The organism is Biomaibacter sp. TOL (assembly GCF_059717795.1).
Window position 1 is genome coordinate 1,382,692 of record NZ_AP046092.1, and the last position, 26,359, is coordinate 1,409,050.

General features: G+C 37.2%; 34 protein-coding genes and 1 pseudogene. 9 read left to right on the plus strand and 26 right to left on the minus strand.

The window, feature by feature from the left end; all coding sequences use genetic code 11:
• Positions 1-82 precede the first annotated feature (82 nt).
• The gene (locus AC6I1H_RS06910; protein WP_497740221.1) at positions 83-481 is read right to left on the minus strand and encodes a PadR family transcriptional regulator; all 399 of its coding nucleotides are present in this window, start codon (positions 479-481) and stop codon (positions 83-85) included.
• 182 nt (positions 482-663) lie between these two features.
• Here AC6I1H_RS06910 and AC6I1H_RS06915 point away from each other — a divergent pair, with 182 nt between their 5' ends.
• Positions 664-1,086, plus strand: coding sequence for a bifunctional nuclease family protein (locus AC6I1H_RS06915; RefSeq protein WP_497740222.1), 423 nt, complete (start codon positions 664-666; stop codon positions 1,084-1,086).
• 11 nt (positions 1,087-1,097) lie between these two features.
• On the opposite strand, the gene AC6I1H_RS06920 is transcribed toward AC6I1H_RS06915, so the two are convergent.
• The 4 genes from AC6I1H_RS06920 to AC6I1H_RS06935 all read right to left on the minus strand — a co-directional run bounded on the left by AC6I1H_RS06920 (position 1,098) and on the right by AC6I1H_RS06935 (position 3,845).
• Entirely contained in the window at positions 1,098-2,528 is a 1,431-nt protein-coding gene (locus AC6I1H_RS06920) for a sigma-54 interaction domain-containing protein (RefSeq protein WP_497740223.1), read from the minus strand.
• 478 nt (positions 2,529-3,006) lie between these two features.
• Positions 3,007-3,360 carry a heterodisulfide reductase subunit A-like protein gene (locus tag AC6I1H_RS06925; RefSeq protein ID WP_497740224.1) on the minus strand — a complete coding sequence of 118 codons (354 nt, stop codon included), beginning with the start codon at positions 3,358-3,360 and terminating at the stop codon, positions 3,007-3,009.
• Between the two features lie 25 nt (positions 3,361-3,385).
• Positions 3,386-3,595, minus strand: a complete 210-nt coding sequence (locus AC6I1H_RS06930) for a 4Fe-4S dicluster domain-containing protein (protein ID WP_497740225.1) — start codon at positions 3,593-3,595, stop codon at positions 3,386-3,388.
• 13 nt (positions 3,596-3,608) lie between these two features.
• Positions 3,609-3,845 carry a carboxymuconolactone decarboxylase family protein gene (locus AC6I1H_RS06935; protein ID WP_497740226.1) on the minus strand — a complete coding sequence of 79 codons (237 nt, stop codon included), beginning with the start codon at positions 3,843-3,845 and terminating at the stop codon, positions 3,609-3,611.
• Positions 3,846-4,163: 318 nt separating this feature from the next.
• Here AC6I1H_RS06935 and AC6I1H_RS06940 point away from each other — a divergent pair, with 318 nt between their 5' ends.
• The 3 genes from AC6I1H_RS06940 to AC6I1H_RS06950 all read left to right on the plus strand — a co-directional run bounded on the left by AC6I1H_RS06940 (position 4,164) and on the right by AC6I1H_RS06950 (position 6,129).
• A complete protein-coding gene (locus AC6I1H_RS06940) occupies positions 4,164-4,484 on the plus strand; it encodes an ArsR/SmtB family transcription factor (RefSeq protein WP_497740227.1) in 321 nt (106 codons plus the stop codon).
• A 77-nt stretch (positions 4,485-4,561) separates the two neighbouring features.
• Complete coding sequence (locus AC6I1H_RS06945) at positions 4,562-5,731, plus strand: permease (protein ID WP_497740228.1); 1,170 nt, start codon at positions 4,562-4,564, stop codon at positions 5,729-5,731.
• 155 nt (positions 5,732-5,886) lie between these two features.
• The gene (locus AC6I1H_RS06950) at positions 5,887-6,129 is read left to right on the plus strand and encodes a thioredoxin family protein (protein WP_497740229.1); all 243 of its coding nucleotides are present in this window, start codon (positions 5,887-5,889) and stop codon (positions 6,127-6,129) included.
• Positions 6,130-6,238: 109 nt separating this feature from the next.
• Here the strand turns inward: AC6I1H_RS06950 and AC6I1H_RS06955 are convergent, their stop codons facing one another.
• From AC6I1H_RS06955 to AC6I1H_RS06995, 9 genes are all read right to left on the minus strand, one after another.
• Positions 6,239-6,853: a hypothetical protein gene (locus tag AC6I1H_RS06955; protein WP_497740230.1), complete on the minus strand. Its 615-nt coding sequence runs from the start codon at positions 6,851-6,853 to the stop codon at positions 6,239-6,241.
• A 436-nt stretch (positions 6,854-7,289) separates the two neighbouring features.
• Positions 7,290-7,721: a hypothetical protein gene (locus AC6I1H_RS06960; protein WP_497740231.1), complete on the minus strand. Its 432-nt coding sequence runs from the start codon at positions 7,719-7,721 to the stop codon at positions 7,290-7,292.
• 98 nt (positions 7,722-7,819) lie between these two features.
• Positions 7,820-8,674 carry a hypothetical protein gene (locus AC6I1H_RS06965; RefSeq protein WP_497740232.1) on the minus strand — a complete coding sequence of 285 codons (855 nt, stop codon included), beginning with the start codon at positions 8,672-8,674 and terminating at the stop codon, positions 7,820-7,822.
• Between the two features lie 206 nt (positions 8,675-8,880).
• The gene (locus tag AC6I1H_RS06970; RefSeq protein WP_497740233.1) at positions 8,881-9,375 is read right to left on the minus strand and encodes a hypothetical protein; all 495 of its coding nucleotides are present in this window, start codon (positions 9,373-9,375) and stop codon (positions 8,881-8,883) included.
• A 134-nt stretch (positions 9,376-9,509) separates the two neighbouring features.
• Complete coding sequence (locus AC6I1H_RS06975) at positions 9,510-11,264, minus strand: prenyltransferase/squalene oxidase repeat-containing protein (RefSeq protein ID WP_497740234.1); 1,755 nt, start codon at positions 11,262-11,264, stop codon at positions 9,510-9,512.
• 8 nt (positions 11,265-11,272) lie between these two features.
• Positions 11,273-11,530 (minus strand): hypothetical protein, encoded by a 258-nt coding sequence (locus AC6I1H_RS06980; protein WP_497740235.1) that lies wholly within the window; start codon positions 11,528-11,530, stop codon positions 11,273-11,275.
• A gap of 95 nt (positions 11,531-11,625) precedes the next feature.
• Positions 11,626-12,366 (minus strand): hypothetical protein, encoded by a 741-nt coding sequence (locus tag AC6I1H_RS06985; protein WP_497740236.1) that lies wholly within the window; start codon positions 12,364-12,366, stop codon positions 11,626-11,628.
• A gap of 496 nt (positions 12,367-12,862) precedes the next feature.
• Positions 12,863-13,354, minus strand: a complete 492-nt coding sequence (locus tag AC6I1H_RS06990; RefSeq protein WP_497740237.1) for a hypothetical protein — start codon at positions 13,352-13,354, stop codon at positions 12,863-12,865.
• Between the two features lie 68 nt (positions 13,355-13,422).
• Positions 13,423-13,800: a hypothetical protein gene (locus tag AC6I1H_RS06995; protein ID WP_497740238.1), complete on the minus strand. Its 378-nt coding sequence runs from the start codon at positions 13,798-13,800 to the stop codon at positions 13,423-13,425.
• A gap of 115 nt (positions 13,801-13,915) precedes the next feature.
• On the opposite strand from AC6I1H_RS06995, the gene AC6I1H_RS07000 reads away from it, so the two are divergent.
• Together AC6I1H_RS07000 and AC6I1H_RS07005 are read left to right on the plus strand one after the other, a co-directional pair.
• On the plus strand, positions 13,916-14,566 hold the full coding sequence (locus AC6I1H_RS07000; RefSeq protein WP_497740239.1) for an ExeA family protein: 651 nt from the start codon (positions 13,916-13,918) through the stop codon (positions 14,564-14,566).
• 469 nt (positions 14,567-15,035) lie between these two features.
• Positions 15,036-15,515 (plus strand): annotated as a pseudogene (locus AC6I1H_RS07005) (transposase); the annotation flags it as partial.
• Positions 15,516-16,016: 501 nt separating this feature from the next.
• Here AC6I1H_RS07005 and AC6I1H_RS07010 read toward each other — a convergent pair.
• The 7 genes from AC6I1H_RS07010 to AC6I1H_RS07040 form a co-directional block, all read right to left on the minus strand.
• Entirely contained in the window at positions 16,017-16,463 is a 447-nt protein-coding gene (locus AC6I1H_RS07010; RefSeq protein ID WP_497740240.1) for a hypothetical protein, read from the minus strand.
• A 265-nt stretch (positions 16,464-16,728) separates the two neighbouring features.
• Entirely contained in the window at positions 16,729-17,538 is an 810-nt protein-coding gene (locus tag AC6I1H_RS07015; RefSeq protein WP_497740241.1) for a hypothetical protein, read from the minus strand.
• 133 nt (positions 17,539-17,671) lie between these two features.
• Positions 17,672-17,833, minus strand: a complete 162-nt coding sequence (locus tag AC6I1H_RS07020; protein ID WP_497740242.1) for a hypothetical protein — start codon at positions 17,831-17,833, stop codon at positions 17,672-17,674.
• Between the two features lie 161 nt (positions 17,834-17,994).
• Complete coding sequence (locus AC6I1H_RS07025) at positions 17,995-18,156, minus strand: hypothetical protein (RefSeq protein WP_497740243.1); 162 nt, start codon at positions 18,154-18,156, stop codon at positions 17,995-17,997.
• 151 nt (positions 18,157-18,307) lie between these two features.
• A complete protein-coding gene (locus AC6I1H_RS07030; protein WP_497740244.1) occupies positions 18,308-18,721 on the minus strand; it encodes a transposase in 414 nt (137 codons plus the stop codon).
• Between the two features lie 208 nt (positions 18,722-18,929).
• Positions 18,930-19,058: a hypothetical protein gene (locus tag AC6I1H_RS07035; RefSeq protein WP_497740245.1), complete on the minus strand. Its 129-nt coding sequence runs from the start codon at positions 19,056-19,058 to the stop codon at positions 18,930-18,932.
• A gap of 320 nt (positions 19,059-19,378) precedes the next feature.
• Positions 19,379-20,020 (minus strand): RNA polymerase sigma factor, encoded by a 642-nt coding sequence (locus tag AC6I1H_RS07040; RefSeq protein ID WP_497740246.1) that lies wholly within the window; start codon positions 20,018-20,020, stop codon positions 19,379-19,381.
• 194 nt (positions 20,021-20,214) lie between these two features.
• Here AC6I1H_RS07040 and AC6I1H_RS07045 point away from each other — a divergent pair, with 194 nt between their 5' ends.
• Together AC6I1H_RS07045 and AC6I1H_RS07050 are read left to right on the plus strand one after the other, a co-directional pair.
• A complete protein-coding gene (locus AC6I1H_RS07045; RefSeq protein ID WP_497740247.1) occupies positions 20,215-20,742 on the plus strand; it encodes an RNA polymerase sigma factor in 528 nt (175 codons plus the stop codon).
• Positions 20,739-21,491, plus strand: coding sequence for a DUF4367 domain-containing protein (locus tag AC6I1H_RS07050; RefSeq protein ID WP_497740248.1), 753 nt, complete (start codon positions 20,739-20,741; stop codon positions 21,489-21,491). Before AC6I1H_RS07045 ends, AC6I1H_RS07050 begins: the two co-directional genes overlap by 4 nt.
• A 103-nt stretch (positions 21,492-21,594) precedes the next feature.
• On the opposite strand, the gene AC6I1H_RS07055 is transcribed toward AC6I1H_RS07050, so the two are convergent.
• The 3 genes from AC6I1H_RS07055 to AC6I1H_RS07065 all read right to left on the minus strand — a co-directional run bounded on the left by AC6I1H_RS07055 (position 21,595) and on the right by AC6I1H_RS07065 (position 24,038).
• Positions 21,595-22,122 (minus strand): hypothetical protein, encoded by a 528-nt coding sequence (locus AC6I1H_RS07055; protein WP_497740249.1) that lies wholly within the window; start codon positions 22,120-22,122, stop codon positions 21,595-21,597.
• A 295-nt stretch (positions 22,123-22,417) separates the two neighbouring features.
• On the minus strand, positions 22,418-23,200 hold the full coding sequence (locus AC6I1H_RS07060; protein WP_497740250.1) for a hypothetical protein: 783 nt from the start codon (positions 23,198-23,200) through the stop codon (positions 22,418-22,420).
• Positions 23,201-23,393: 193 nt separating this feature from the next.
• Positions 23,394-24,038 (minus strand): RNA polymerase sigma factor, encoded by a 645-nt coding sequence (locus AC6I1H_RS07065; RefSeq protein ID WP_497740251.1) that lies wholly within the window; start codon positions 24,036-24,038, stop codon positions 23,394-23,396.
• A 249-nt stretch (positions 24,039-24,287) separates the two neighbouring features.
• On the opposite strand from AC6I1H_RS07065, the gene AC6I1H_RS07070 reads away from it, so the two are divergent.
• On the plus strand, positions 24,288-24,782 hold the full coding sequence (locus AC6I1H_RS07070; protein ID WP_497740252.1) for a hypothetical protein: 495 nt from the start codon (positions 24,288-24,290) through the stop codon (positions 24,780-24,782).
• 165 nt (positions 24,783-24,947) lie between these two features.
• On the opposite strand, the gene AC6I1H_RS07075 is transcribed toward AC6I1H_RS07070, so the two are convergent.
• Both AC6I1H_RS07075 and AC6I1H_RS07080 read right to left on the minus strand, forming a co-directional pair.
• The gene (locus AC6I1H_RS07075; protein WP_497740253.1) at positions 24,948-25,703 is read right to left on the minus strand and encodes a DUF4367 domain-containing protein; all 756 of its coding nucleotides are present in this window, start codon (positions 25,701-25,703) and stop codon (positions 24,948-24,950) included.
• The gene (locus AC6I1H_RS07080) at positions 25,693-26,262 is read right to left on the minus strand and encodes an RNA polymerase sigma factor (protein WP_497740254.1); all 570 of its coding nucleotides are present in this window, start codon (positions 26,260-26,262) and stop codon (positions 25,693-25,695) included. Before AC6I1H_RS07080 ends, AC6I1H_RS07075 begins: the two co-directional genes overlap by 11 nt.
• Positions 26,263-26,359: the final 97 nt, after the last annotated feature.

Genomic DNA, 26,359 nt, shown 5'->3' on the forward strand with positions numbered 1-26,359 from the left:
ATGGCTTTTCTGACTGCTTCCACTTCCTTTTTTTCGAATTCTAAATCATTCAAGTATTGTTTTTGGACCATAACACATACTTTCACCTCTCTTCATCATTAAAATTTTTTTCATATCTTTCAAGAAATAGATTTAACCTTTTCATTTGCCTTTTTACATGAAATGCCCATCCATGAATGGCCTCTTCCCCTTCCGGAGTTACGGTATAAAGCCTTTTGGCCGGGCCTGCCCCTTCAGTCTCCCATTGGGATTTAATCCAGCCTTCTTCCTCCATCTTCCTGAGGTTTCTATACACCATGGCAGGGTCGGGACTTTCATCGCCAAATCCGAAATCGCTCAGTTTCTCCATGAGTTCATAACCGTGAGCCGGTTTTTCATATAAAAGCAAAAGCATGCAGGGTTGAATAAAACGATCCATCTTGAAACCCGGGCATTGGCATTCATGGCCGTGATGAAAATGTATATCTCCTTTACTGCACATTTTAAACACCTCCATATATATGTTATTATCATATATCTGTTTGTATTAAGCCTATCATTAAAAAATTATTTTGTCAATTCATTTTCAAATCTTTTCTTGAACTGCTTTAGAATAAGGGGTACAATAAAGATAAGTGAATATTTCTCTTGTGGTGCGCAATTTGATAGACCGGAGGTGCGACAATGATTGAATTTAAGGTAAAGGCCGTCACTCTGGATGCGGCCGGAAATTTTTCCGTGCTGCTGGTGGATAATGAAGAAAAAAAGGTGCTGCCTATCGTGATAGGAGAACTAGAAGCCCACCTTATAGCCATGCCCCTTTCGGGAATGACGCCGCCCAGGCCCCTGACCCCCGACCTCCTGAAATCTGCCATTGAAAAGCTCGGCGGCATCCCGGAGAAAGTCATTATTACAGATATAAAGGATAACACTTATTTTGCCGAAATACATTTGAGGCAAAACGGCCGCATTATAGCTCTGGATGCAAGGCCCAGCGACGCCATAGCGCTGGCCGTGCGGTGCAACATCCCGATATTCATAAACACCGGCTTGGTGGAGTTCACTTACGATATGTCGGATATAAAATTTGAAGACGGTAACACTTAGTATATATTTACTTATTCCAATTTAAATTGCTTTTTTATGCCGTATTTCTTGACTTTATTGTGAAGGGTCTGCCGCGGTATCTTCAGGATTCTCGCCGCTTCGGCAAAATTGCCGTTTGCGATCGTCACGGCCTTCAATATGAGATTTTTTTCAAAATTGCTCAGAGCATCATTTAATGCGGGGACGGAATAATTTTTTGTAATGCGGTGCATGTCCGGTATGTCCGCGGTCAAAAAATAGTTGTCATTATTGGGCAGATCTTTGCCTTCTATAATATTGCCTTCCATGAAATTCATGGCGCTTTCAATAATGGATTTTAATTCCCTTACATTCCCGGGCCAGGAATAATTTAAAAAGAAGTCCATAACTTCCCGGGAAACGCCCAATATATTCTTATTTAATTTTTCGTTGTAAAACCTGATAAAATGCTGAACCAGAAGCGGTATATCTTCTTTCCTTTCTCTGAGCGGAGGTATGGTCAGGGATATCACATTCAATCTGTAATATAAGTCTTCCCTCAGGCGCCTGTCCTCCACGGCTTTCAAAGGATGTTCATTAATAGACGCTATCACCCTGACATCAACAATTTCCGTTTTTATCCCGCCGATCCTTCTAATGACTCCGTCCTGGAGAACCCGCAGCAATTTTGCCTGAAGTTCCGTATCCATAGAATTTATCTCATCCAGATAAAGCGTGCCTCCATTGGCCAGTTCAAAGAGCCCCGGTTTGTCCTTGGCTCCAGTAAAGCTTCCCGATGTAGTGCCAAAAAGAATTCCTTCCAGAAGGGTCTTGGGGAGGGCTGCACAGTTCTGGGCAATGAAAGGTTTGTTGCGCCTCGTATGGCTCGCATTGTGTATGGCATGGACCAGCAGTTCCTTCCCCGTCCCCGTCTCTCCGTAAATCAATACCGGCGAAGAACTGTCAGCAATTTTTTTAGCTTTTTCTATCAGATTTTTCATTGAAACACTGTTGCCAACAATATCGCTAAACGTGTATTGAGCTTTATTTTCTATGCGCGCTTTCTGATCTGAAACTTTCTGGGACAGTTCCTTCTGGAGTGAGACAATCCTTTGAGATAATTGACTTATATCGGATAAGTCCCGATACAACTCAACTGCTCCAATTATTTCTCCATCCCTTATCAACGGTATTGTGGAAGTAAGTGTTGTAACCTGTTCACCCCGGTAATTCTTGTATGTTTGTACATAATCTATCAAAGGCTTTCCGCTTTTCAATACGTGATAAAATGTACTGGTTTCCTGGGTCAGATCCGGAAATATATCCAGTATATTTTTGCCTATGGCCTCTTCAGGATCTATTCCCGCAATGTTGGTCACCGGCTCACTATAAAATATGACATCAGCATTTACATCCACCACAATTACACCTTGTTTCAAATGTGTCAACATGGATTCAAACAAAAATTTATAATCCGGGACCAATAGCTTCCCCTCCAAACTTATATATTTTTTTTCTTCTGTGATAAAAATTCTACATTATTTCCAATATTTCTTCAAGTAGATAATGCATCGACCAAGCACTTTGCTTGTGTATACTACAACAGGGGCAGACGATCGACCGGAAAAGAAAGGGATAAAGAAGAGGGAAAATGGTGATTTATTTTTGGCCATTTTCCCGCATGGCTTCAAAAAATTTTTTAAGATTTTTAGGTAGCTCATATTTTTGCTCTTTTTTATTATCGTCAACATATGATAAGCCACTACGATTATTCAAGTTACTCATATCTAGCATTCATTGATTTTCCTTTGTCCCTTGTTAGGCAACGATAAAAGAAAACATACATTTCTCAGCAGTGTAAGCTTTTTACTGAAATATTTTGTTTCAACCGGCATGATTGCCACACCAATGGCAAAAAAAACCGCTTTTTCAGCGGTTTTTTTCAACTCGGTTTTGAAAGTTTTATTTTTTTATAGCGTCTTTAATGGCATTTACCGCCTGCTCGGTATTCATATTCCTTATCTCTATTCCAATATGGTTCTCTTTATCAAATCCTACGGCTTCAAAAGCATCTCTGTACATTTTCTTCTGCATGGTGGGGTCGCATCCAGCGACGTAAAGCTCACCAACATCCGCTCCTTTGAGCAGATCCTTTAAATATTTCTCCCCGTCATCCGAACATAGTTGGGGATGCAGGCCAACCCAGTCAACCAAATTTTCCCTTCTTATGGTATTCAAAACTTTAAAAACATTCATTGCCTGAAACGACGGGCATGTTCCCTGGCACACGCACAGCAGCAAGCCTTTTTTGCTCATTTGTATACCTCCCCACGATTTTTTATCATTTTTTATCGCCGAAATAAGTTATCGCTTCGGCGGGACATATCTTCTGGCAACCCCGGCAAAATTCAACACAATTGCTGGGGTTTTTCACCAGAGGAAATCCTTCTTCATCCGTTGAAGAATATACATCGTGCTTGCAGAAATTCACGCAACTCAAGCACTTGTTGCATTTATCCTTATCGATGACCGGATACCAGTTGTTGGCCATTTGTTTTTGCCTCCTATTGTTGATAGCGTTTTTGTAATTCGGGTATTTCTTCATCAATATGCTTTTTGGGCTGTTCTCTGATCATTTTGCCTATCTCGATGGCCTGTTGTATGTCTTCTGAACTCACCCCCAACTCAAAGGCATAGGAATAATGGTACCGCAGACATGGAACACAATTTGCTCCTACGCTTGCGCCTATGGCAATAAGTTCCTTTATTTTGTCATCTATCAGCTTTTCTATATATATCACCCCCAGAAAATTGAACTCGCTTATTTATTCTTTCATTCCTATATTAGCATATTAATATATATCTGTAAAGGCTTAAAATATGCGGATATGCTTAATTTATTTGGAATTTCGGATAAATAAGTTTTATAACTTGTTATTACTATAACATTCTCTGCCAGAACAGGCATTTGACATTTAAAATATATATGCTAATATAGGAATATATGAAAGATATCTTTAGCCTTGCTTTGAAGCAAGTTCTTAATTCAGGTGGAGGTTGTAACCTCGCCTGAATTCTTGAATTGTAAATGCATAATTGAAATGAAAGGAGGGTTTGTCATGTCGAAAGATATATACGAAATCCGGGCTTCGGTTTTTAAAGCGCTGAGTCACCCTACCAGGCTCAAAATTCTGGACATTCTCAACTCGGCAGGCGAAATATGTGTGTGTGATATTGTAAAGGAACTGGGTGTCGATCAGCCTACGGTTTCAAAACATCTGTCCATATTGAAAAACGCAGGGATAATCGACAGCCGCAAGGAAGGACTGATGGTCTTTTATAGTTTAAGGATTCCATGCGCTGCGGAATTTTTCCGGTGTGTGGACAATGTAATAAAGGCTGATGTACAGGTAAAGGCGGGATTTTTAAATGACGGTTGATGTTTCCTAAAGAAAAGCATTAATATCTAAAAACTAATAGAGACTATGATTTACAAAAAATACAGGAGATGATATGGATGAAAACCTGGCAGAAATTTGCTATAATAGTGGGGGTTTTTCTGGCAGCCTTTTACATGCCGCTTTCTAATCAGAGATTTACCGGCGCGGTGCTGGAATCTCTTTTTATGCTCCAGGAATATGCCCGGCTCCACGTGCTCACATGCCTGGTGCCGGCTCTCTTCATAGCAGGAGCCATTGCCAATTTCATATCCCAGGAGGCTGTTATAAAGTACTTCGGCAGCGGCGCTAAAAAATGGGTTTCCTATGCGGTGGCATCGGTATCGGGGACAATCCTGGCGGTTTGCTCCTGCACGGTACTGCCGCTTTTTGCGGGCATATACAGAAGAGGCGCTGGCCTGGGCCCTGCCGTGGCATTCCTATACTCAGGTCCTGCCATAAACGTGCTGGCCATCATCATGACGGCCCGGATCCTCGGATGGCAGTTAGGACTTGCCCGGGCCATAGGAGCGGTAAGTTTTTCAATAATAATAGGCCTCATAATGGCTTTTCTGTTCCAAAAGGAAGACAACGAGCGTCTGAAGAGTGCCACTTCAAAGAAGGCGGGAAATTTCGTTGAGGGCAGAAATCTGGCTCAGAACCTTGTATACTTTACCACACTGGTGTTCATCCTCATATTTGCGGCCTGGGGAAAGCCGGCTCAGCCCGTAGGATTATTCAGCACAATATACGTAATAAAATGGTATATAACCATTATACTGCTCGCGCTGCTTACGCTCATACTAATAAACTGGTTTAAAAAGGATGAACTTGCCTCATGGATCGACTCCACCTGGGGTTTTGCCCAGCAGATACTACCCCTCCTTTTCGCCGGAGTGCTGGCTGCAGGTTTTTTGATGGGAAGACCTGGAACCGATGCCGGAATAATCCCTTCAAAATATGTGACAGCCGTGGTTGGAGGAAATTCTCTTTTTTCTAATTTTATAGCATCGATAGTCGGAGCTTTCATGTATTTTGCCACTCTTACGGAAGTGCCAATACTTCAAGGCCTGTTGGGCTCGGGAATGGGAAAAGGCCCGGCGCTGGCACTTCTTTTATCGGGGCCGGCCCTCAGCCTTCCCAGCATGCTGGTCATAAACAGCGTCCTAGGCCTCAAAAAAACAGCCACATATGTGACGCTGGTGATTGTGATGTCAACTATCACAGGCTTTGTATACGGACTTTTTTAGTGCCCTCTCGGAGGCAGAAAATCGGTAATCAGAGGTCAGATATTGAAAGATTTGCCTTTTCGGCAAATCCAACTTAATCTGACGTCTGGCCTCCGGCCTCTGTATGGGTCAAATACAGCTTAATTTAAATATCAGTAGAGGGAGGTGAAATAGAAATGGATATAAAAATTCTGGGAACGGGATGCCCGAAATGCAAAGCCCTTGAGAAAAATACCAGGGAAGCCCTGGAAGATCTGGGCATTTCCGCCAACATCGAAAAGGTGACGGAGATAAACAAGATAATGGAATACGACATCATGTTCACTCCGGGCCTCGTCATCGACGGGGAGGTCAAATCATCCGGCAAGGTGTTGGACAAAGAAGAAATAAAGAAGCTGCTCGCAGAAGCAGGAAAATAATCAAGGAAATCCTGAAAAGGATTTCCTTTTTTTTACAACAGAGGCAACACTGTCTACAGCATAGGATGCGATAAGTGATTTATCGTTAAACTTCTCAAGGTCTGAACCATTACCCTGCTGTTTGAGTTTCTTCAGCATCCTTAATACCCTCTCGGTCAATACTATCATATCCTGCCTTGTAATGCTTGCATATAGGTGCGTCGGGATTATTCCACTCGACTCGGTTTCCACCTATGGACATATTTATTTCCAGAACAGGACGGTTACCTATCTGCACCTGTACATATTTGGGTAATGCTGACAAATCCACATCCGCCACATTTAACGTTACATTTTGAATAGGGCCGGTCATTTGATTGGACAACATATTGGCTGTAAACAATACATTGGCGAGTGGCGTGTCAATCTCAACCCTTTTGTCCGCTGTGCCCGTTTGGAACAGTTGTGGCAGAAATTCCACAACGTAATTTTTTGCCGTTCTTTCGGTCTCCGGCGCAATTACCACAGTCTTTATGCCGGATTCGTCTGCCTTAGCCTGACTGAATGCCGCATTTAACGTGTTATTGTCCACTTTCACAGTTGCACTGCCGTTTATAACCTCGGTCTTTACGGAAATTCTACCGTCTATCATTGTTGGACCGTTTATCACTGACCGAGATGTAGGATTTGATTTTCTGCCTCCTGAAGTATATCTGGCGAGGATTATTTCAACAGGCAATGACAAAACAGGTTATACATCCTTTCATAGATTTTGATTTAAAGAAGATTTTCATTTTCATTACCTCCATTCTTCGATATCCTCATCATTCCATTTTATAGCAAACGCATATGTGCCATCTTCTTTAGAAACTGCAGGAGGTTCTATTACCACACACACAGGGGACGGTCCTTGATTTGTCGCATTTTGCATTTTGGGCTCTGAATACGATATCTTTACTGATGCCAAGGATCTTCGCTATTTCTCTAATTAACATTGACGGCTTCTCTTGATATCCCCTAAAAATTTGTCCCTTTTTCCTGTCTTTTAAATTTCTTATCTCATTCAGGCTTTATCCAAGGCTTTCCAGCAATTCCTCTAGACTTTGCTGTTACTTCTTTCTGGCATATCTTGGCATGTTGATCATCTTTTATTATTTTAACAGTCATATTAAACCATAAAATTAACGAGAATGCGACAAATAGCGAACCGTCCCCTGTCGCATTATTAATAAATTCGAGTCGGGCTCTTTTAGAATGGATTTTATGTTTTTGTCTTTACTCAGTATTTGGAGAGCTTTTAATGTGTTCAGCATCACCAGGGGGTGATAGTCCGGGTTTTTCAGTAATGCCTTTAGAGTGTTTCTCAAGTATTCTTCTACAATATCCGGGTTTTTAACTTCATATCCCAATTTTGTCAGTATGTACAGGCTTTTGTAAGTGGCCTGGGGAGCGGAAGGGCCAGTAGATGATTCTTTAAATCCTCCATCGCTGTTTTGCAAGGAATACAGCTTTTCCTTTACAGTTTTTTCCCATACATTCCTTTTTAATTCATAACATGATGTCATGTTTATCATAAAGAAGGCAATTAAAAATAAGGATATAGTCTTTTTCATAGAGCTCGTTTCCTCCGTTGCATTAGGGAATGTCCGTGAAATCATGATAGCAGCCATCATTTATAAAAGAGGATTATTTATTGAAGGTCCATAATCTATCAATCCACTTTTATCATTTTAAAAGTCTCTTCCTCATCATTCCATTTTATAGTAATCGTATATACGTCATCTTCTTTAGGTCTTGACTCAACTCCCGCAGCTTTGCTCCCATAAACATAACCGTCTTCATCTAAAAAATCACCTGAAAAAGAACCACCATCATATGTATAACTAATTCTGCCCACCTTTTCGGGGTTATTGCCTTTATATTTTAATACAGGATATTTCTGATAATATTGTTCTTTATGTGTGGCTCCATTTTTATCTTGCCAATAGTATTCAAAATATTTTACAATAATCTTGGCTTCCCAATTATCTCCTTGCCCTTCAAAGATAATTTGTTTTATGTCGTTTAGTTTTTCCAACACTGTTTCTTCTATTTTATTTTGTTCATTTAAAACATCCAAACTGGGGTTTGATTTTTTACTCTCTTTTAATGTGTAAGCTATCAAAACATTTTTTGCTGTAAGGCCATAAGAAAATTTTATTTTTTCTCCTTTAAACAATACCTTATCGCTGTAGTTTTGAATATATTCATTCAAAGTCTTGCTTCTATCTTCTATAGAATCGTAAACCCAGATAAAATAATAATCTTCATCGGTGTATTCCGATTGAAATACTGCAGGTGTCTTTCCGTTTAATTTAAGTTGCTGCGGTATCGGCTCATTTGCTTTTCTTAGATTTATCCCTTGTTCGGAAAAAACTTTCGTTATGTCTTCCAATGTGAACAAATCTTTCTCGGCAATGGCCCCATTCGGCAGCATGGCATCCGATCTTGCATCTTTTCCACCGGCACAGCCGGCCAGCAGCATGCATGTTGCTATAATAAGATAGATTAGTATTTTTTTGTTCATATTTACACCTCCATAAAATCTTTAAAGAAGATAAATATATTAATTAGAGTTTTACTTTTCGTAATTTTATTATTATGTGACTTACAGCAATGTCAAAATAATTTTATTTAAATGGCCTGAGCTGTATACCAAATGAAGCTCAGGCCTTATGAAAAAAATTTCAAGCTGCAGGAGGTTCTATTAATAAACAAAATGCATCTCGGTTTCTACCTTAATTCTATGGCATAAAAACTGTGTGTAAAGGTTTTCCCTCCACCGATAAGTATATTTTCTATATATCCTTCTGCTATCGCTTTTTGGGAATCCCAGTCAAAATCATAATCTTTTAACGTATATCCTGCATAAACTTCATAATCGTCATCTGCTGATATAAACAGTGGATCTGTTTCGGAAATTTTTCTTATTTTATTACCTTGTTGGTCAACAACCCAAGTTTCTTCCCATTCATAAACAACCTCAATATCATGGTTGCAACATGGAATTCCAGCAGTGTTTTTTACAACCATTCTATTTGTAGCATAATCTTGGTAAGTAAAAGTTTCTTCCGTTGCTAGTGGTGTAATTTCCCCTGTCTTATTGGATTCAACTTTTACTAATCTAGGTTCACCTTTAATTATTGTGGTTCTTTCAATAATATATCCATCTTCTTCTGTTACCGTAGTCTTCTGACTGGTATGAGTAGATATCATATCTTTCGCCACGGGTTCTGCTAAACAGCTGCCATTTTACTGTGGCATACGTCGGCGATGTTGTATAGTATTTCCGGCCCTCTGACGGAGGAGGTTATCAGGGTGGGAGAATCTATGAGGTTTCCCGGCGCCTTCACCTATTTCTTTTAAAATCTCGGGACTTCGGTATATCCTTTTTCCGAGAAATAGAAATAAAGCCTCGTGCTTGCAGCTCCTTTTGGGATTTGAAAAACAACTATATCATTATATTCGGCTGTATGAGAAACTTTGGTTTTGGCAGGTATTTTCGTTTTCCCGTCAGTAATATAATATTTATTCCATTGGCCGTGTTCAGCGTTGTACAGTTTCAACAGGATAAGGTCGTGATCTTCCATGCGCCTGAATTTATAACCGGAAATCGAGGAACTCATGGTACGGCTGTCATATCCTTCAACGGCTCTGTCTGAAGTCTTCATTCTGTAGTTGTTTATGAATGATGTCATCTGTATGTATTTTTCAGTCATGGAAAGGGATGGCACCTGGCCGCTGTTCTGTCTTACTCCGCCGGAATCCGATTTAAAGAAATTCAGATAATCATTGGAGCAAAGTAAGGGTTCTTCCGGAACATGGTTATACTTCTGGGTCATCATCGCATAATAAGATATTAAAAGGTCTCCTTTTTCCGCTTTATTTATCTCCTGATTCAATAGTTTTTTTGCTAGGGAATCAATTTGTTGGTTGTAAGAGCTGATGATGTTGATGTTGTCCAGCAGTTTTACAGAGTAGTACAGGGGAAGTATGGAAGCTGTTGTATTTGACTTCAGGTTTTCGCCGATTATTTTTTCGGAGTTAGTATATATTTTTTGCTTTAAAGTGGCCGGGATTTCTTCGCCCAGCATCACAAGGATTTCGGCGTAGTTTGATATGTCGTATAGCGCCTGTTCAAAGTCCTGCCGGTTCAATTGTTCTTCAAGGCTCTGATAGGTGTTATGGATGAATGCTTCATATAAATTTGAGTCGGGCTCTTTTAGAATGGATTTTATGTTTTTGTCTTCACTCAGTATTTGGAGAGCTTTTAATGTGTTCAGCATCACCAGGGGTTGATAGTCCGGGTTTTTCAGTAATGCCTTTAGAGTGTTTCTCAAGTATTGTTCTACAATATCCGGGTTTTTAACTTCATATCCCAATTTTGTCAGTATGTACAGGCTTTTGTAAGTGGCCTGGGGAGTGGAAGGGCTTATAAACGGTTTGTTGAAGCCTCCCAAAGGATTCATGTAAGCAAATATAAAATTATCCAACATGTTTTTTTCTGGACCAGCCATTTTGTAATTTAATCTGCTCAATATATTTATAGCATAATATGTTTCGCGGTCAGAAGATGAATTTTCGTCTATAGCAGAAAACCCACCGTCTAAATTAATATATTTTAAAAGGGTTGTTTTAATAGTGGAATTTATTTTATCATCTTCAAGAAAACTTAATAACCACAGTTTTTCAATAAAAGAAGACTTATTTTGTTCTAATTCATTAATAATCTTTTGACGCATCTTTTCGTCTATTTCTACGTGTTCATCAAAATAACGTTGAAAAAATAGTTTTGTCAGGGGATCGATATTGGTTGACTGCAAACATAATTTTTTAAACTCGGCTTCGACGTCTCTGAACTTTTCTTCATTTTTTATGGCTTTAACGCTCTCCAGAACAAAGTAGTTTAAAAAAGGTTCTTTATCAGCACTACGCTCATAATATAGATTGTCTGTTTTTTTTAACTGCATAAAGAGATTAGTTATTTCTTGTTTTAGATTTTCATTAAATTCAAATCCGAGTTTGTTCAGGCTTAAAATTGCAAAATATGTGTTTTGAATCTGTCTGCTATACTGGCTTTTATCGCCAAAATATCCGGCCTCATTTTTTGTTGACAATATCCACTTTATAGTATTTTCTTTAAAATCTCAAGGGGAAAATTGATTAAACTACATATCTCTAAAAAGTAATATGTAGAAGATAAATCCCTGTTTTGGATTAAGAAAGATTCCTTAAATCCTCCGTCGTTGTTTTGAGAGGCATACAATTTTTTCTTTACATTTTCTTCCCATGTATTTCTTTTTAAATTATAGCATGATGTTATACTTATTATAATAAAAGTTACAAACGATAAAAGCAAAAATAACGATAATATCTTTTTCATAAGTTGCCTCCCATAATTTTGATTTTTTTGTAATGTCTCAAAAAGTGAATCACATGGAGTTTGAAATTATATAAGCCCCATGTGACACTTTTTTTCTAATCGGCATACCAATTGATATAGTGTTCTATATAATCATAGTCACCATTATAATACAATCCTGCTCTAGTAGATGTGCCACAGCTTGTGAGTATACCAACAGCATAAGCATTATGATATTTTGCGGAATGATCTTGAAGATTTTCTTTTTCTCTATCGTACTGTATTACATTAGTAGATTTTAACGAAAAACCCGGCGATAGTTTTTTGTCATAAGATAAAGATAGGTCTGCTCCATAACAGTACGACTTTACTATTAGATGATTAGTATAGTCATCACTGGGCTCATCTACAATATAGTTTGCTCCTTGACCACACCATTTAGCAGCAGCTGGAGTTCCAAAGAAAAATCCAATACCTGACCAAGCGCGAAGAGTATATGAATCACCATCTACGAAAACATCATCAGTATTTGCAGATAATGTATAATCATCCGGACATTCATGGCTCGCTAATAATTGATTTTCTTTATTACCTTCTTTCAAAAAGTATATTTGTGAGCCGGGAGAGACTTCTAACCTAGTAAAATCAGTGTTGGTTATTGATTTGTCCAAAATATACTCATTGTCACTAACCTTTTTTATCAACTTCGGATCTTTTTCTGAATATATTTTAATATATTCTTCTATTGGAATCAAATTGTCACTTTGAGGGTCGATAGATTTCGCTTGCACAGGAAAAACAAAAACGCTTAATGACAAGCAAATTAAAGCCGTAATTACAGTAAGCCTCTTCATCATAATTCTCCTCTCACATTTTATTTGAGATTCAACCTGGAAATTAACTTAAAGATTATCACCCAACGGAACCACCTTCTTTCCCCTAAATTTTTCCTTCTACTATATAAAATTACATCTAAACCCTAAAATAACAACCTCTTTTGAAAAAAAAATAAAAAAATATTTGAGCTGTTAAATTCGCTTTATTTGAAATAAATTTAATTTGATCTTATTCTCTATAGGGTTTGCTACTGGTGCGGGCAACAGCGCATTTGCAGATCATGGTTTATCGAGGCCACACTCATTTAGTTTAAGAAGAAATATACCCGACAGTCGCAATGTTATATAGTATTTCCGGCCCTCTGGCAGAGGAGGAGGATATCAAGCTGGGAGAATCTATAAGGTAGATTTATTTGTTGATTGGGGAGACGGGAGAGACACGGGTACGGTGGAATGTCACTGTAACAAAGACCCCTCCGATTCATCTAGATACCGGGAAACAGTGGAAGAGATCGCTTTAGAAATTTAAAGTCTTAATCATATCTACTATATCTTGTGTATTCGTAATGAAATATTTTTTCCCATCACATTCAATAAATGATTCTCTTGGTCTGTCCGTGAGTAAATATATATGTGCATGGAATGGCTCTACAGTCTTACTATTTATTGAGATTAATATTGCTTTTTGATGAAAGAAGCTACTCCCGCCAGTATAAAAGTAACAGGCACTTCTTCGTATAGATATTTTTCTTCCAATTTCCAAGATATCGCTTTTTTCTGGTTCATCAAGTTCAATCCCAGGACTGCCAAGTATTTCGATGTATACTGAGTAATCCCTATCTTCCGGAATATTAAAATTGAAGGGAATAAAGTAAATAATACTGCCTATAAAAAACAATAAAGTTATGATAGCCGACGCTATAATTTTCCGGCGGCTCCTTCTCTCTTCTAGTAGATGAATTGTTACTGTTAAGAAAAAAATCGCACTAACTATCAAAATAATTCCCATGTTGCTTCCCTCGTTTAATATTATTATCCTCTGGCAGCACTCGCACATGCTGCCAGAGGATTTAAGACTTAGAACATGAAAGTTCTATTACCCACTTTCCATTCAATATATTCTGTATCAGGATAATTTATATACTGCCAAGCCTTTGCCCATGGAGAATCAAAGCTTTTGGATTTATAGACTTTAGACACAGAAACGTCTTTTTTAACTGTTTCGCCAGTATTAATCTCATCATTGTAATAGTATTGTTCAGTTCCTACCTGTGTTACCTCGGAGGATGGTAAGCTTATGATACTATTTACCCTGTGAAGAAAATTGATAATTCCAGGATACGAAGAAATGAAAACGTAAAACTCATGGATTTTTCCTGTTTTACAGTAAACTGAATTGGAAGTGTTTTCTTGTGTTTCAGGCTTTTTATGGTCTTTGCTGTGATCCTTTCCCAAAGGATATGGATGTGAAGCATCATTTTAAATCTCAGGATTTTTCCCAGGCTTTAAATAGGCTTGAGTTTTTGAAAAATACTTTGGGTTTTGGGCTCTTTTGACCGGTGAGCCGGGTGTGGGTAAATCTTTTTTGCTCCGGTATTTTGTAAGCACGCTTAATCCCAATCTTTACAAGTGTGTGTATATACCTATATCGACGTTGACTGTAATGGAGTTCTACAGGGCTTTGTGCAACGGCCTGGGGGTTATTCCTTTCCATAAGAAGGTGGATATGTTCCGCCAGATCCAGGAGTCTATTTATATGTATCGTCAGAGCAAGAATATCACTCCGGTAATTATTATTGATGAGGCTCAGTTTTTAAAGAATCAGGTGCTGGATGATTTGAGGATTATTTTTAATTTCGAGATGGATTCTAAGGATTATGCTATTTTGATTTTGTCTGGTCAGATTCCTTTCATTTCTCAGCTTTCAAGGCAGCCTCATGAGGCGCTTCGTCAGAGGATTGTGGTTAATTATTGTTTGAAGGGGCTTACGAAGGATGAAACAAAAGAGTATGTTTTATCAAGGTTGAAGATAGCAGGATGTTCTGAGCCTGTTTTTACTGATAATGCTTTTGAGCTTTTGTTTTCCAGCACCAATGGTTGTTTGAGGCCTTTAAATTCTCTTGCCAGAATGTGTCTTATCTCCGGTGCTAATGAGAAGTTAAAGTCTATTGATGCTGAGGTGGTTTTTCAGGCTCAAACGGAGCTTAATATTACTGCTTAAGGTGTGTCTTCTCCTTCAGGGAGGATAGGGCTCTGTAGGGATACAACCTGAGCGTCCTGAGGGAAGGGTTATACGCTTAAATCTTCTCCCCCTCTCTCTGGGGGAGAAGGCACACCTTGCTATATTGGAAGGTTTAAGCGGTTACCCTTTAAAAGCGTAAAATCCTGGGGGTCTAAGGGGGCAAAGCCCCCTGTTTTTTATGCTTAGGTGTGGGATAATGTGATTTTTTTGTTCTGTTTTCAAGGTGCAGATTGTTTAATTTGATTTTTTATGCAGATTAAAACCTATTTCTAGATTAATTTTATTTGATTTTTGGAGGATGGAATAATGTGCTGCGGAACAGATAACTCAGGAACAAAAAGAGCGTATGGTAATGGTTCGTTCTCATCTTGAATACGTAACTAAATCCATTGCTGAATTGGATGAAAAGCTTGATAAAATGGTTAAACCTTATGAAAGTGCTATCAAACTCTTTTGTACCATTCCCGGAGTTGATAGGACATCTGCCATCACTATCATCTCCGAGATTGGCACCGATATGTCTCAGTTTTCCAACTCCAAGGGTTTGTGCTGCTGGGGGGGACTTACACCTGGCAATAATGAATCTGCTGGTAAGAAGAAATCTGTCCGTATAACACGTGCCGGTGTCTACCTCAAACCTGCATTGGTGCAAGTCGCCCATGCAGCCGTGAAGTCGGATAAATCTTCTTACTACAGAATCAAGTATGAACGCATTTGCAAAAGGAGAGGCAAGAAAAGAGCCATTATCGCTATCGCAAGGATGATTCTCACCGCTATATATCATATGCTTGCTACTGGTGAAGTATGGAATCCAAGCGATTTGTATAAGATTGATATGCCACAGGAAATGTTGGAAAAGCAGAAGGAGAAGGCTATTAAACAAGCAGTGAAACTTCTGATCTCCAATGGTGTCATAAAAAGCTTCTGATATTTCTGTGGCATAAATTATAGCTTAAAACTGAGATTTAATTTTTTGGGCTTTCAAAGGCCTTGGTTTAGTGCGCCCTTTTTTACCTTATGTTGTGTTATTTTTCAAGCTATCACCTTAAAGGAAGTCATTTTTTTGTCTGAATTTCTTTATCCATTATAGAGAAGGCCTTCAGTAAGGGTAGGTCGGAAACTAACGCCTTACTTGAAGGCTTTCTCTTTTTTCTCCCTCCCATGGCTTGCTTCTTTCTCTTTTATTTCTTCAATAGGTTTTAAATTCCTTCTTAAAACGGTCAGGAAATTTGAGCAGGGAGGGGACAAAAAGAGTGTGAGGAAACAAGGGATATAAAACCCATCTTTTTTATTTATATTATTGTCCTAAAAAGGTTTGCAAAAAAAAATAAACTATTAACCTTAAAGATATCTTAAAGGTCCATTCTAAGCTGCTTTACCATTTATTAAATAGGATATTCCTTTGTTTTAATTCTAAAGACCGGCCGTATTAGAACGCATCGGTTTCTATTACGAAAGCATACACATATTCAATTTCACCAAAATATGCTATTATTTTATAACCTCTGAAATCAGTTTTCTTTTTTACTGAACTTAAAAAAGAGGCGGGGTTCTTTTCAACTGTAAAAACATATTTGTTATTTTCTCTTTTAAATGGAACTTCTACAATTGTTTCGTCGCCATACAAATTTTCTCCATTTGAGTTCAAGAGGCTTTCTTTTATAATCATTTTATCCGGATGGTTATTTCCAAAATCCAAAGCAACTTTTTCGCCAACTTTAATGTATTTAATATCTGTTGAAGCTTCTTGTTCGAATGCGAACTTAAATATATTCTTATCATCCGAAAAATTCTTTCCATTATTTTTTAATGCGATACTTTTAATATTTTCTTGCCCGATGGTCACAGTTATATCTGCCGTTTTATCAGCTTTCATACATCCACCGACTCCTATACAAGTCATTATTAACGATATAATAATTAAAATCCTTTTCATAATATTCAAGTTTCACTCCTTTCAATTGACCCCAATTAACAAGGGCATAACTCATATGTTGTTAACATATGACAGATTCTTTACTATGTCAATACATAAAATGTAAGAGCAATGGGGACGGTTTGCTTTCTTCAAACCGTCCCAGTTTCGCATGGGAATATTTTGATTTTTTTAACTTTTAATCAAATAACATGTAAATGTAATTTTACCTATAATAATATCGTAAAGCACTATCACTTACATAATATGGGCAAGAAGTGTAATAATGTTCTACAAGCCCGCATGATCCCCATTTTGATCTCACATAATATCCAGTTACCCTACCTAGTTCATATATTATTCCTGAATGTTCATTACCTGATGTACTGTAATATACTTTGTCGTTTTTGGCTGGATCGCCTGTTCTTCGAGTATAACTTCCATCTGTCCAATAAGCATTCGGATAATTCATCCACCACGTATTACTAGTAGTCGATTGACTATACCATGCATAAGAATGACAATTATAATTTTTAGTTGCAGAAGTTATACGGACGACAGTCGGATATGTCGTATCCACCCAATCGTCGAGGGCAGCTTTTTCAGCTGCAGTTAACTCCGGGGTATTATGGAACACCTCAACCGCTGTACCATTAGGTGTATATACATAGTAAATTGTCTGCGCACTTACACTGGAATCCTGTTTTTGTGCTAGTACGGAATAAGCACTTGCTGCCGTTAGGCTATAAATATCAGGATGGGCTTTCTTTTGTAAATATTTATTCTCTATTTCTTTTTCTAATTCCCTCATTTCTGTATCATTCAGTTGGCTTAATATGGCATCTTGTCTTAATATTATTTCCATAAAGGACAAATCAAAAATTTGTTTCGAAGTAACTTTCTTAACATCCTTAGCTACATCAATTTTTTTTGTATTTGTTAAATAATTTACTGACTGCATCCTTTCTTTGCAATAATTCCGCAAGTCCGTTAAAATTTGTTGATACTGCATCAAAACCTTTTTGAAAGGTATCATATGTATATATTTCCATCAATAATGGATAATTCAGTACTGTTTCTATTAGTTCATCAGTTGTCATGTTGTGCAATAGACCTTCTGGTATCTGACATGCCTCCACCATTTGAGTATGGTCTATTAATTCATTCCATTAGCTTGTTCCAGGCTTAACAGGAAAAGTATAGTCCACTGCCACTGATGTTTCTTGACTACTTATATCGTCTGCATTTGCAGAAATAACTGTACTCATTAAAAGCACACACATCATCAATAATGATAATGCGAATGATAATAATTTTTTCTTACTACTCATTTTTAATCTCCTCTCAATGATAATTTTTAATGTATTTTGCACATTGCTTTTCTACATTCATACAGCCCAAGAAATCTGTGATAAGTCTTTTTGAAGCGTGCTTTTTTACCCCCACACTATATTCCTGACTCTGTTATATCAAGCAGATTTTTGAAGAAAGGTCATACAACACCTTTCTTCTTTTTAATTGGCCCTTTCAGTATTTCCGGGATCTCGGGGCGGTAAAACCGTCCCATACACACAGGTTTAACATTGGTATTCGGACCAAAAGGTGTGAATAAAGATGCGGCACTTATTATCACTTTGCTTTTTAATTCCGTCATGGCGTTTTCGCCTCCTGTCCATTCAGATATTTGTAAGGGTTTTTAACTAAATAGTTACCATTGAAAAACGCAATTTTAAATCTTATCCCTTTTTCACCGGACCTTGATAACCTAATCTTTATTCATTTATTTTCCCATACCCTGCTATTTTTCAGCAGGTTTGGGCCATAATTTTTGCTAGCTTGCTGACATTGTGGGTGAAAATGGACAGATTAACCCATATGCCTGTATTTTCCCCATGGAACAGACATTCATTAAGACCGTATTTCCTTTTTAACAGACCAATGGTGGCTTCTCCTCCGGAACGCCATCGTATTAGTCTTTTAAACCAGTGCTGGCGTTCGTGCTTTAGTCTCTTTTCACTTTTCTTGCCCGGTTTGGGTATAGCTACATGTTTTACTTTAAGGCTCTGTATTTCTTCTTCATTTTCGCTGGAGTAAAAACCTCTATCTGCGGCAACTTCTTCGGGAGCTTTATTTAAAACCTCTATACACTTCTTTACCATTGGCACAGCCAGGGTTTTGTCGTAAGGATTGCCTTCTTCAACATGGCTTGAAACTATCAAACCTTCTTCTTATTCTACCAGTGCTACTTTTTTTATAGGCCTTGCTCCCTGGTTGAATATGCTGACATTTTCTTTTGCTTCGTTGGTCCTGTTTTTAAGGTTTCGTATCCAAGGTTGTATCTGAATTTGAGATACATCATTCGAATATATGTGTCAACAGGAGTGCTGTGCCTTCCACATTTGGAATTATACTTTTCTATAAACGGCACTAGTAAGGTTTTATCATCCGTATTTTATCAACAACTGCCAGTTCACCTTTAAGTTCCAGACATGATTTTGGTAGTAATTGGTCAAATACGTTTAATTGTTTGAAGTCTTCGTTCTGTATTATCAGCATTCTATATCCATCTCCTTCTTGCTATATTATGCCATAAATGTCCATTTTTTCGGAGATGAAGATGCTGGTTTTTTGCAAGTTGAGGGGTTTTTTTTCAATGGAAACTAAGTAATGCTACTTCTTTTATTATTTTGAGATTATTTTGAGAATCAACCAGAGATATTAACTTTAAAGATAGTCGTCCAACGGAACCACCTTCTTTCCCCTAAATTTTCCACTTCTACTATATAAAGGTACATCTATACCCAAAAATAACAACCTCTTGTACAAAAAAAGTAAAAAAATATTGAGCTGTTAAATTCGTTTTATTTGAAATAAATTTAATCGTCTTTCATCTTCCAATACTCATCCTTTAAATACTCTTTTCTCAAATTCTCCAATGCTCTCTGTTTTAGCTTATGTACTGCTTGCTGTGATATCCCCATCTTCTTTGCCATATCGGCTTCGGAGTAGCCTAATAAAATTGTATATATTACTGTGGTTTTCTGTTTTTTCGGCAGCCTTGATAGTTTTTTTTGAACTTCCATATCGCTGCAAATTTCTTCGGCTATATCAATATTTTCATCCGCCGCCTGATCTATCATCTCTTCTTCGTTGTCATCATAAACAGGGCAATTAAGAATAGGCAATTGTGTGTTATTATATGTTTCATATTTATCGGCAAGACGTTCAACGGCATATTTTATGGAGTTTTTTACCCATATCACAAGATTTGCTTCCAATAAATCCATATCATAATCTTCCGCTGCCCTCCTCCCCCTGTTATAAGCCCCGGGATTGAATCTGTGAATGGCATATATCAGCCTTTCTATTAGTTCTTGTGTGAAGTCATCGTCATATCCCGTTTGATAGCTGTATCTTCTTATCATCGGGCTAAATATGTCAATCAGTTTTACGAAGGCTTGCCCCTCGCCTGATTTCATCTTTAATATCAATTCTCCGAGCCTTTCTTTATATTTCACGTTTATCCCTCCTCCATGTTAATATTTGGGATAACAAAACCGTGCAAAAAGGCGCGGTGGATGAACAAATGCAGATATCCAATGTACTATATAGTCGTATAAACCCTTAAAAAGGTTTCAACATTATGTAAACATTTTAAAATTATTTTTTAAACTTTTTGTGATATAATGGACATGCAGGGAAAGATTGAATTTTGGAAAACAGCGATCTGTTTGAAATGATTTACGACAAGTATTTTGATAAGATCTATAAATCGACCTATATGATTACCCTCAACGATTCCATCACCGAAGATGCCGTCCAGGAGGCTTTTATAGCGGCATTCAACAACTTTGACAGATTGAGAGATATAAAAAAATTTCATGCATGGGTTGCCGTTATCGCTTCGAATAAAGCTATCGATATGATAAGAAAAAATTCCAGAATGTTTCTTTCAGACGATCTGGATAGTTTACATCAAAAATATTCTCTTGAAGATCCATTAGACTTAATTCTTGATAAAGAAAATAAGCTGAAGATAATCAATGCTTTAAATAAGCTGAATTTATCCTACCGTCAAGTTGTAATATTAAGATACTATTATGACCTCCCATTTAAAGACATAGGAGAAGTTTTGGGTATTTCCGCAGCGGCAGTTAAAAGCAGATTTCATAGAGCAAAAAACACATTAAAGAAATTGTTGGAATCCCAAAAATCCCAGGAGGGGCGCGAAGTTATATGAAGGAATATAAAGATGAATTTGATATGTATTTTTCCGAACAGATAAAAATAATTTCCGATGATATTGTTTCACCGGATAAAAAGCGGATATGGCTAAAAATAAAAAAAGAGCTCAGTGTTTCAAAGAAGGTTAAAAAACAGGTGTGGGTGAAAATGGTACTCGCTGCTGCAGCCGTCCTGCTCGTATTTTTTATGGGATTTGTTGCAGGCACGGGCAACAGCGCCTTTGCAGGTCATGGTTTTTTCAAAACTATAAAAAGTTTTTTTGGAAACGTGGTTAATATTTCGGGCATTACTCAGACAGGAAAGGATATATTGCAGGGGCAAGAAGAAATAAATGCAGTGCGTGAGAAAACTTATCGAAGTCCCGACGAGGTTCAAAAAATGCTGGATTATGAAATTGTCCTTCCAGCATACATCCCCGATGGATATCGGCTTTCCGGAGTATTCATAAGAGATGAAAACAGCAGAATGTCTTCCATCGAGCTTAAATATGAAGCCAGCAACAATGACAGGTATTTCACCATAGAGGAAACTCCGGTTACCAGACCCACCGCCTTTTTTTACAATTTCAGAAAAAATGATACCGATGTTAAAACAGTGGATTTAAATGATTTTGAGGCCACACTCATTTGGTTTAAGGATAACGATACCCGCCAGCTCCTCTGGCATACACCGGCGATGTTCTACAGTATTTCCGGCCCTCTGGCGGAGGAGGAAATTATAAGCATCGGAAAATCTATAAGGTAAAACTAAGACCGGTTAAAAGCCGGTCTAATATTACAATAATATACTTAGCATTTATAGCGAAAACCTTCAGAGGAAATAAAGGGGTCAATTCATTTAAGAAGCCTTATTCTCGCTCTGTAGCAAACCGCTTTTTATCGATGTGCAATGTAATAGTTTCATTCTTTTGTATATTTTTTTCATCCCATGTTATTATTGCTTCATACTTAAAATCTTCCTGTCCTCGGGGAATGCTTGTTTTTTGTTCTTTCTCTTCCTGTGATATGAAAATACCATCTTCAAACTTTGCAGATGTAGAATGACCATTAATTGGAGATTTGAAGCAACAGTTGACGCTTTTTCCCTTTAGTTCATTTAAATTATTCCCTTTATAGATTAATATCCAGTTTCTTTTAACTTTTATATAGTATTGATTTTTATTCTCGCTATCCTTCTCCCAAATATCTGTATATTCATCAATATAATTCACTTTCCAATTTTGGCTTTCTCCCTTATAAGTTATTATGTTCTCATAATTAGACTCATTTAGTATCTTTTCTATTTCTTGATCTGCTTTTTTTTCAAAGCCAATACCGCAACCAACTAATAAGGAAACAAACAAAATAATGCTTAAAAGCACTGTTTTCTTCATCATAACCTCCATTCCGCCGCTACCGCTGGCAGCACAAATAGAATGAACTCCATCAGGGTTCAGTCATCAGTCCATTTTTGGTAAATGTGTATCTGAATGAATTTGACCAGTATATGGCTGAATTCCAAAATGATGTCCTTCTCCGACTCTATGGATTCTTCTTACAAAAGAATCTTCCACCAGAGATATGTAGATGACATATTGGCTGGTATACATTTAACATGTATTCCAGCCATTTTTATTTACTTCCTAAGAAAGTAAGTAAAAAGATTTTGCTCGAATTTTTGGATAATCTATTTTACCAAACATCCTGCAATCCTTCTTGTACTTCCCATGTACACTTCCAAGTTCTTGTTCCCATTTTACATGTTAATGTAACTTTACAAGCGTGACCTGTCATGTAACTTATATGAACATATTCATCTTTCCAAGGTGGAACGAAACTTTTTGTCACTCCCTCCACCAGTTTAAAAGATCGTCGCTCATTTGAAACTCTTCCACCATCTAAAGTGGAACCATCACAGAATACTAGCATTTGCGGGTTAGATACAGTTACACTTTCATCTACTATTTCATAATAACCACGATATTCGTCAACAGCCATGAATTCTTCATTATTTTGCGTTGTTCTATAGTAATGAAATTTTGCGTAACCATATACACTAATACTTCCGTCGTACCCTTCATCTGTTAACCATCCTATTTCGCTCAAAACATCTATATGATTATCCGACTTAAAAGATGTTTCATTTTTATAAGGATTCTTATATATTGAAATTATTGTAGCTATTCCTTCTTCGGTTATAGCCCCCGTTTTGACATTTTTCTTTTTCTCCAACACTTGATTGAATACCTTTAGTTCAATATTATCATCTTTATTTAATATTTTCAATGGGAGCTCGGATTGCTCTGGTTTAACTGCTAATTTCATTATCTGTTTTATATCTTTTATTTCTTTATTTTTAACTAAAACAATAGAATCATTTATATTATCTGGTACAGCTGCGTAAACGAAATTAAATGCCATCATACAAACCAACAAAGAAATTACTAATATTTTTTTTATTTTTGAGGTATACATCTGAACTCCTCCTTAAAAATATAATTTTAAGAATTAAGCAAGGATATTAACTTTAAAGATAATCACCCAACGGAACCACCCTCTTCCCCCTAAATTTTTCCTTCTACTATATAAAAGTACATCTAAACCCTAAAATAACAACCTCTTTTGAAAAAAATTAAAAAAATATTTGAGTTTTTTTATGGCAATAAATTTAGTCGTCCTTCATCTTCCAATAATCATCCTTTAAATACTCTTTTCTTAAATTCTCCAATGCCCTTTGCTTTAACTTATGTACTGCTTGCTGTGATATCCCCATATTCTTTGCCGTTTTGGCTTCGGAGTAACCTAATAAAATTGTATATATTACTGTTTTTTTTTGCTTTTTCGGCAGCCTTGACAATTTTTTTTGAGTTTCTATATCGCTGCAAATTTCTTCAGCTATATCAATATTTTCATCCGCAGTCATCAGGTCTATCATCCTTTCTTCATTATCATCGTAAATCGGGGAATCTAGAATCAATAATTGTTTTTTCCGATATTCCCTGTGCTTGCTGGCAAGCCGTGTAAATGAATATCCCATAATTTTTTTTAACCATAATGCAAAACGTACTTCCAGCAGGTCCATATCATCATCTTCCATTACCCCTTCCCTCTCGCTATAATTCCCGGGATTGAATCTGTAAATGGCACATATCAACCTTTCTATTAATTCTTGTGTGACGTCATCGTCATACCCCATTTGATAGCTGTATTTTCTTATCATCGGGCTAAATATGTCAATCAGTTTTACAAAAGCTTCCTCGTCTCCCGATTTCATTTTTATTATCAATTCCCCTAACCTTTCTTCATGTTTCACGTAACTTCCCCCTTCAGAACAAATTTGAAGTAAAAAAACGTTTCAAAAGGGCAAAGTTTTCAAAAAGCACTCGTCTTCCATCTATTTCTTCTTCCATATATTTAGATAAAATTTGAGGCAAAAAAGGTCCATGTTTTTGAAAAATTTTTTAAAAAAATTTTTTCACGGGCCTAAAAACCTTGTAACATTTTGGGCTTGTTTTTTATCTATATCTTTGGAAACCAAAAAAAATTAAAGGGGGAAGTTTTTATGTTAAAAAACTTCAGGATCTATTTCTTTTTGATTTTTGCGGCCTGTCTGTTATTGTTGCCGGCAACTGCCGCCCATGCGAAAGATAACGTCTTCCCTTCCGAGACAGCAAAAACCATTGTAAAGGATTATCATTCCAAATCTTATATTGAGTTGGTCCCTAATCTCTCGGGAGAAGTAGACCTTATTGATTTCTGGTATGTAGCTTTACACGATTTTGGGAATGGGGATATTGGGGTGGAAGGAGGCACCGAAACAGGTTCCAAAGTAGAGGAAGTAAGGGTTACGGTAGAACTGCAGAAAAAGGTAAATTCGTCATGGGTGACTGTAAAAACGTGGAGTGCCGAGGAGCTTTACAGTGATAAAGCATATTATTTCAATAAAATAACTGTGGACAAGGGGCATTATTACAGGTTAAAGGGTACTCATTATGCCGAAAACGGCAGCGAAACAGAAACTCAAACCAGCTATACCGATTTGTATTTGATCGATTAAAGCAATATTCTTTGCCCGTACCGTATAGTTTCTGCTTTGATTAAAATAAGGCCGGTTATAACTTTTAACTTTGCCGGCCTTATTTTAATTCAAAAGGTTGAATAGGTTTTATCCATATGTAAAATCAAAAAGAGACCCGCCTTTAATAGGTCCCTTCGTCATTTATTATATCGACTTTGCAATTTTGAGCATTTCATCCTTTGACAGGCTTCCTGTCAACATGTAATTCATGTCGTATTTATCCCATATCAGTTTGGAATAGCCGTTTTCAAACGATAGAATGATATATTTCACCTCGCCATCCTGAACTTCAACCACATCGGTCCCTTCTTTTTTGTAATTTATGGCGAAGGTGTTTCCGCCTACAATTGGAATTTCTCTTAGTTTTAAATCATTCCCATTTTCATCAGTGTATTCCAGGATTATATTATAGATTTGATTTTCCTCTTTATATATGGTAATTGCTTTTAATTCATAATTCACAGGCAAATAAGCGGGGGCTTTTATCTTTCCGTCCGAAAGGGTTTTAGCTTCTTGCATATCTTTAGTAGTGATCTTTTCCATAGAAGCATTATTTTGCTCATTGTCTAATTCACTTTGGTCCATATGCCGGTCAGTTGTTATTTTGAAGATAGTGCCTATGGTCTGTTTTACATTATAAAAAATGTTGGAAAACAGCATGTTCTTGGCATTGGTTGTGCCGGTGCCAAAATATACGGCTATTATCAGGAAAATGGCAGCGGCGACAGCATATCTCCTCGTATTGGATAGAAATTTGACTTTTTTCGTATGCCTGGTTTTTTCCTCTCTTTCAATGTTTGAAATCAAAGCTTTCCAATCCGGTTCCTTCTCGGGGTCCGGCATGCTGTTCACTATATCATCCAGGCTTTGTTTTATTATTCTATATCCTTTACTTTCCATTTGTCTTCACGCACCCAATATATTCTTTGACAACCCCATTTTTTTGCAACCGTATCTTCATTTGCTGTTTTGCTCTATACAGCCTGCTTTTTACCAGATTGACATCTATATTCATAGCTTTTGCAATCTCTTCGTATGTCATTTCGCAATAAAATCGATAGATCAAAACAATTGAATATTTCTTGTTCAGGGATAAAATCGTCTTTTCTATCTCGTTTTTCAATTCACGCTGCTCAATTTTTCGGCTGACATCATCTTTTGTTTCCCCGTAAATTTGTTGTTCCAATAAGAAGATATTTTCGATGGTGCCGATGTCGAATTCCTGTCTTCCTTTGAGGTAAGAATATGCCAGATTGGTGGCTATTTTAATGATCCAGGGTTTAAATTTATCTCTGCATGACAAAGTATGTATATTTTTATAGCCGTTGGCAAAGGCATCCTGAACAATGTCGTAAGCCAGATCTTTATCCCTGATAATATAAAAGACCGTTTTATAGATTGATTTGTAAAGCTCCTGAAATGCAGTGGCAAATTCGTCCTTTGTCATGGGTTCGGCCAATACGATTACCCCCAGGGTTAATGGTGATACTTTAGGGTATTTATTCTACATTTATTTCCATTTTCCTGTTAATTAATTTATTTTATTTTTGTTACAG

Coding starts and splice junctions, on each gene's coding strand:
- AC6I1H_RS06910 (WP_497740221.1), bottom strand. CDS start 481: ATGTGCAGTAAAGGAGATATACATTTTCATCACGGCCATGAATGCCAA.
- AC6I1H_RS06915 (WP_497740222.1), top strand. CDS start 664: ATGATTGAATTTAAGGTAAAGGCCGTCACTCTGGATGCGGCCGGAAAT.
- AC6I1H_RS06925 (WP_497740224.1), bottom strand. CDS start 3,360: ATGAGCAAAAAAGGCTTGCTGCTGTGCGTGTGCCAGGGAACATGCCCG.
- AC6I1H_RS06930 (WP_497740225.1), bottom strand. CDS start 3,595: ATGGCCAACAACTGGTATCCGGTCATCGATAAGGATAAATGCAACAAG.
- AC6I1H_RS06940 (WP_497740227.1), top strand. CDS start 4,164: ATGTCGAAAGATATATACGAAATCCGGGCTTCGGTTTTTAAAGCGCTG.
- AC6I1H_RS06945 (WP_497740228.1), top strand. CDS start 4,562: ATGAAAACCTGGCAGAAATTTGCTATAATAGTGGGGGTTTTTCTGGCA.
- AC6I1H_RS06950 (WP_497740229.1), top strand. CDS start 5,887: ATGGATATAAAAATTCTGGGAACGGGATGCCCGAAATGCAAAGCCCTT.
- AC6I1H_RS06960 (WP_497740231.1), bottom strand. CDS start 7,721: ATGAAAAAGACTATATCCTTATTTTTAATTGCCTTCTTTATGATAAAC.
- AC6I1H_RS06965 (WP_497740232.1), bottom strand. CDS start 8,674: ATGAACAAAAAAATACTAATCTATCTTATTATAGCAACATGCATGCTG.
- AC6I1H_RS06980 (WP_497740235.1), bottom strand. CDS start 11,530: ATGAAAAAGATATTATCGTTATTTTTGCTTTTATCGTTTGTAACTTTT.
- AC6I1H_RS06985 (WP_497740236.1), bottom strand. CDS start 12,366: ATGATGAAGAGGCTTACTGTAATTACGGCTTTAATTTGCTTGTCATTA.
- AC6I1H_RS06990 (WP_497740237.1), bottom strand. CDS start 13,354: ATGGGAATTATTTTGATAGTTAGTGCGATTTTTTTCTTAACAGTAACA.
- AC6I1H_RS07010 (WP_497740240.1), bottom strand. CDS start 16,463: ATGAAAGCTGATAAAACGGCAGATATAACTGTGACCATCGGGCAAGAA.
- AC6I1H_RS07015 (WP_497740241.1), bottom strand. CDS start 17,538: ATGATACCTTTCAAAAAGGTTTTGATGCAGTATCAACAAATTTTAACG.
- AC6I1H_RS07020 (WP_497740242.1), bottom strand. CDS start 17,833: ATGAGTAGTAAGAAAAAATTATTATCATTCGCATTATCATTATTGATG.
- AC6I1H_RS07025 (WP_497740243.1), bottom strand. CDS start 18,156: ATGACGGAATTAAAAAGCAAAGTGATAATAAGTGCCGCATCTTTATTC.
- AC6I1H_RS07035 (WP_497740245.1), bottom strand. CDS start 19,058: ATGCTGATAATACAGAACGAAGACTTCAAACAATTAAACGTATTTGAC.
- AC6I1H_RS07050 (WP_497740248.1), top strand. CDS start 20,739: ATGAAGGAATATAAAGATGAATTTGATATGTATTTTTCCGAACAGATA.
- AC6I1H_RS07055 (WP_497740249.1), bottom strand. CDS start 22,122: ATGATGAAGAAAACAGTGCTTTTAAGCATTATTTTGTTTGTTTCCTTA.
- AC6I1H_RS07060 (WP_497740250.1), bottom strand. CDS start 23,200: ATGTATACCTCAAAAATAAAAAAAATATTAGTAATTTCTTTGTTGGTT.
- AC6I1H_RS07070 (WP_497740252.1), top strand. CDS start 24,288: ATGTTAAAAAACTTCAGGATCTATTTCTTTTTGATTTTTGCGGCCTGT.
- AC6I1H_RS07075 (WP_497740253.1), bottom strand. CDS start 25,703: ATGGAAAGTAAAGGATATAGAATAATAAAACAAAGCCTGGATGATATA.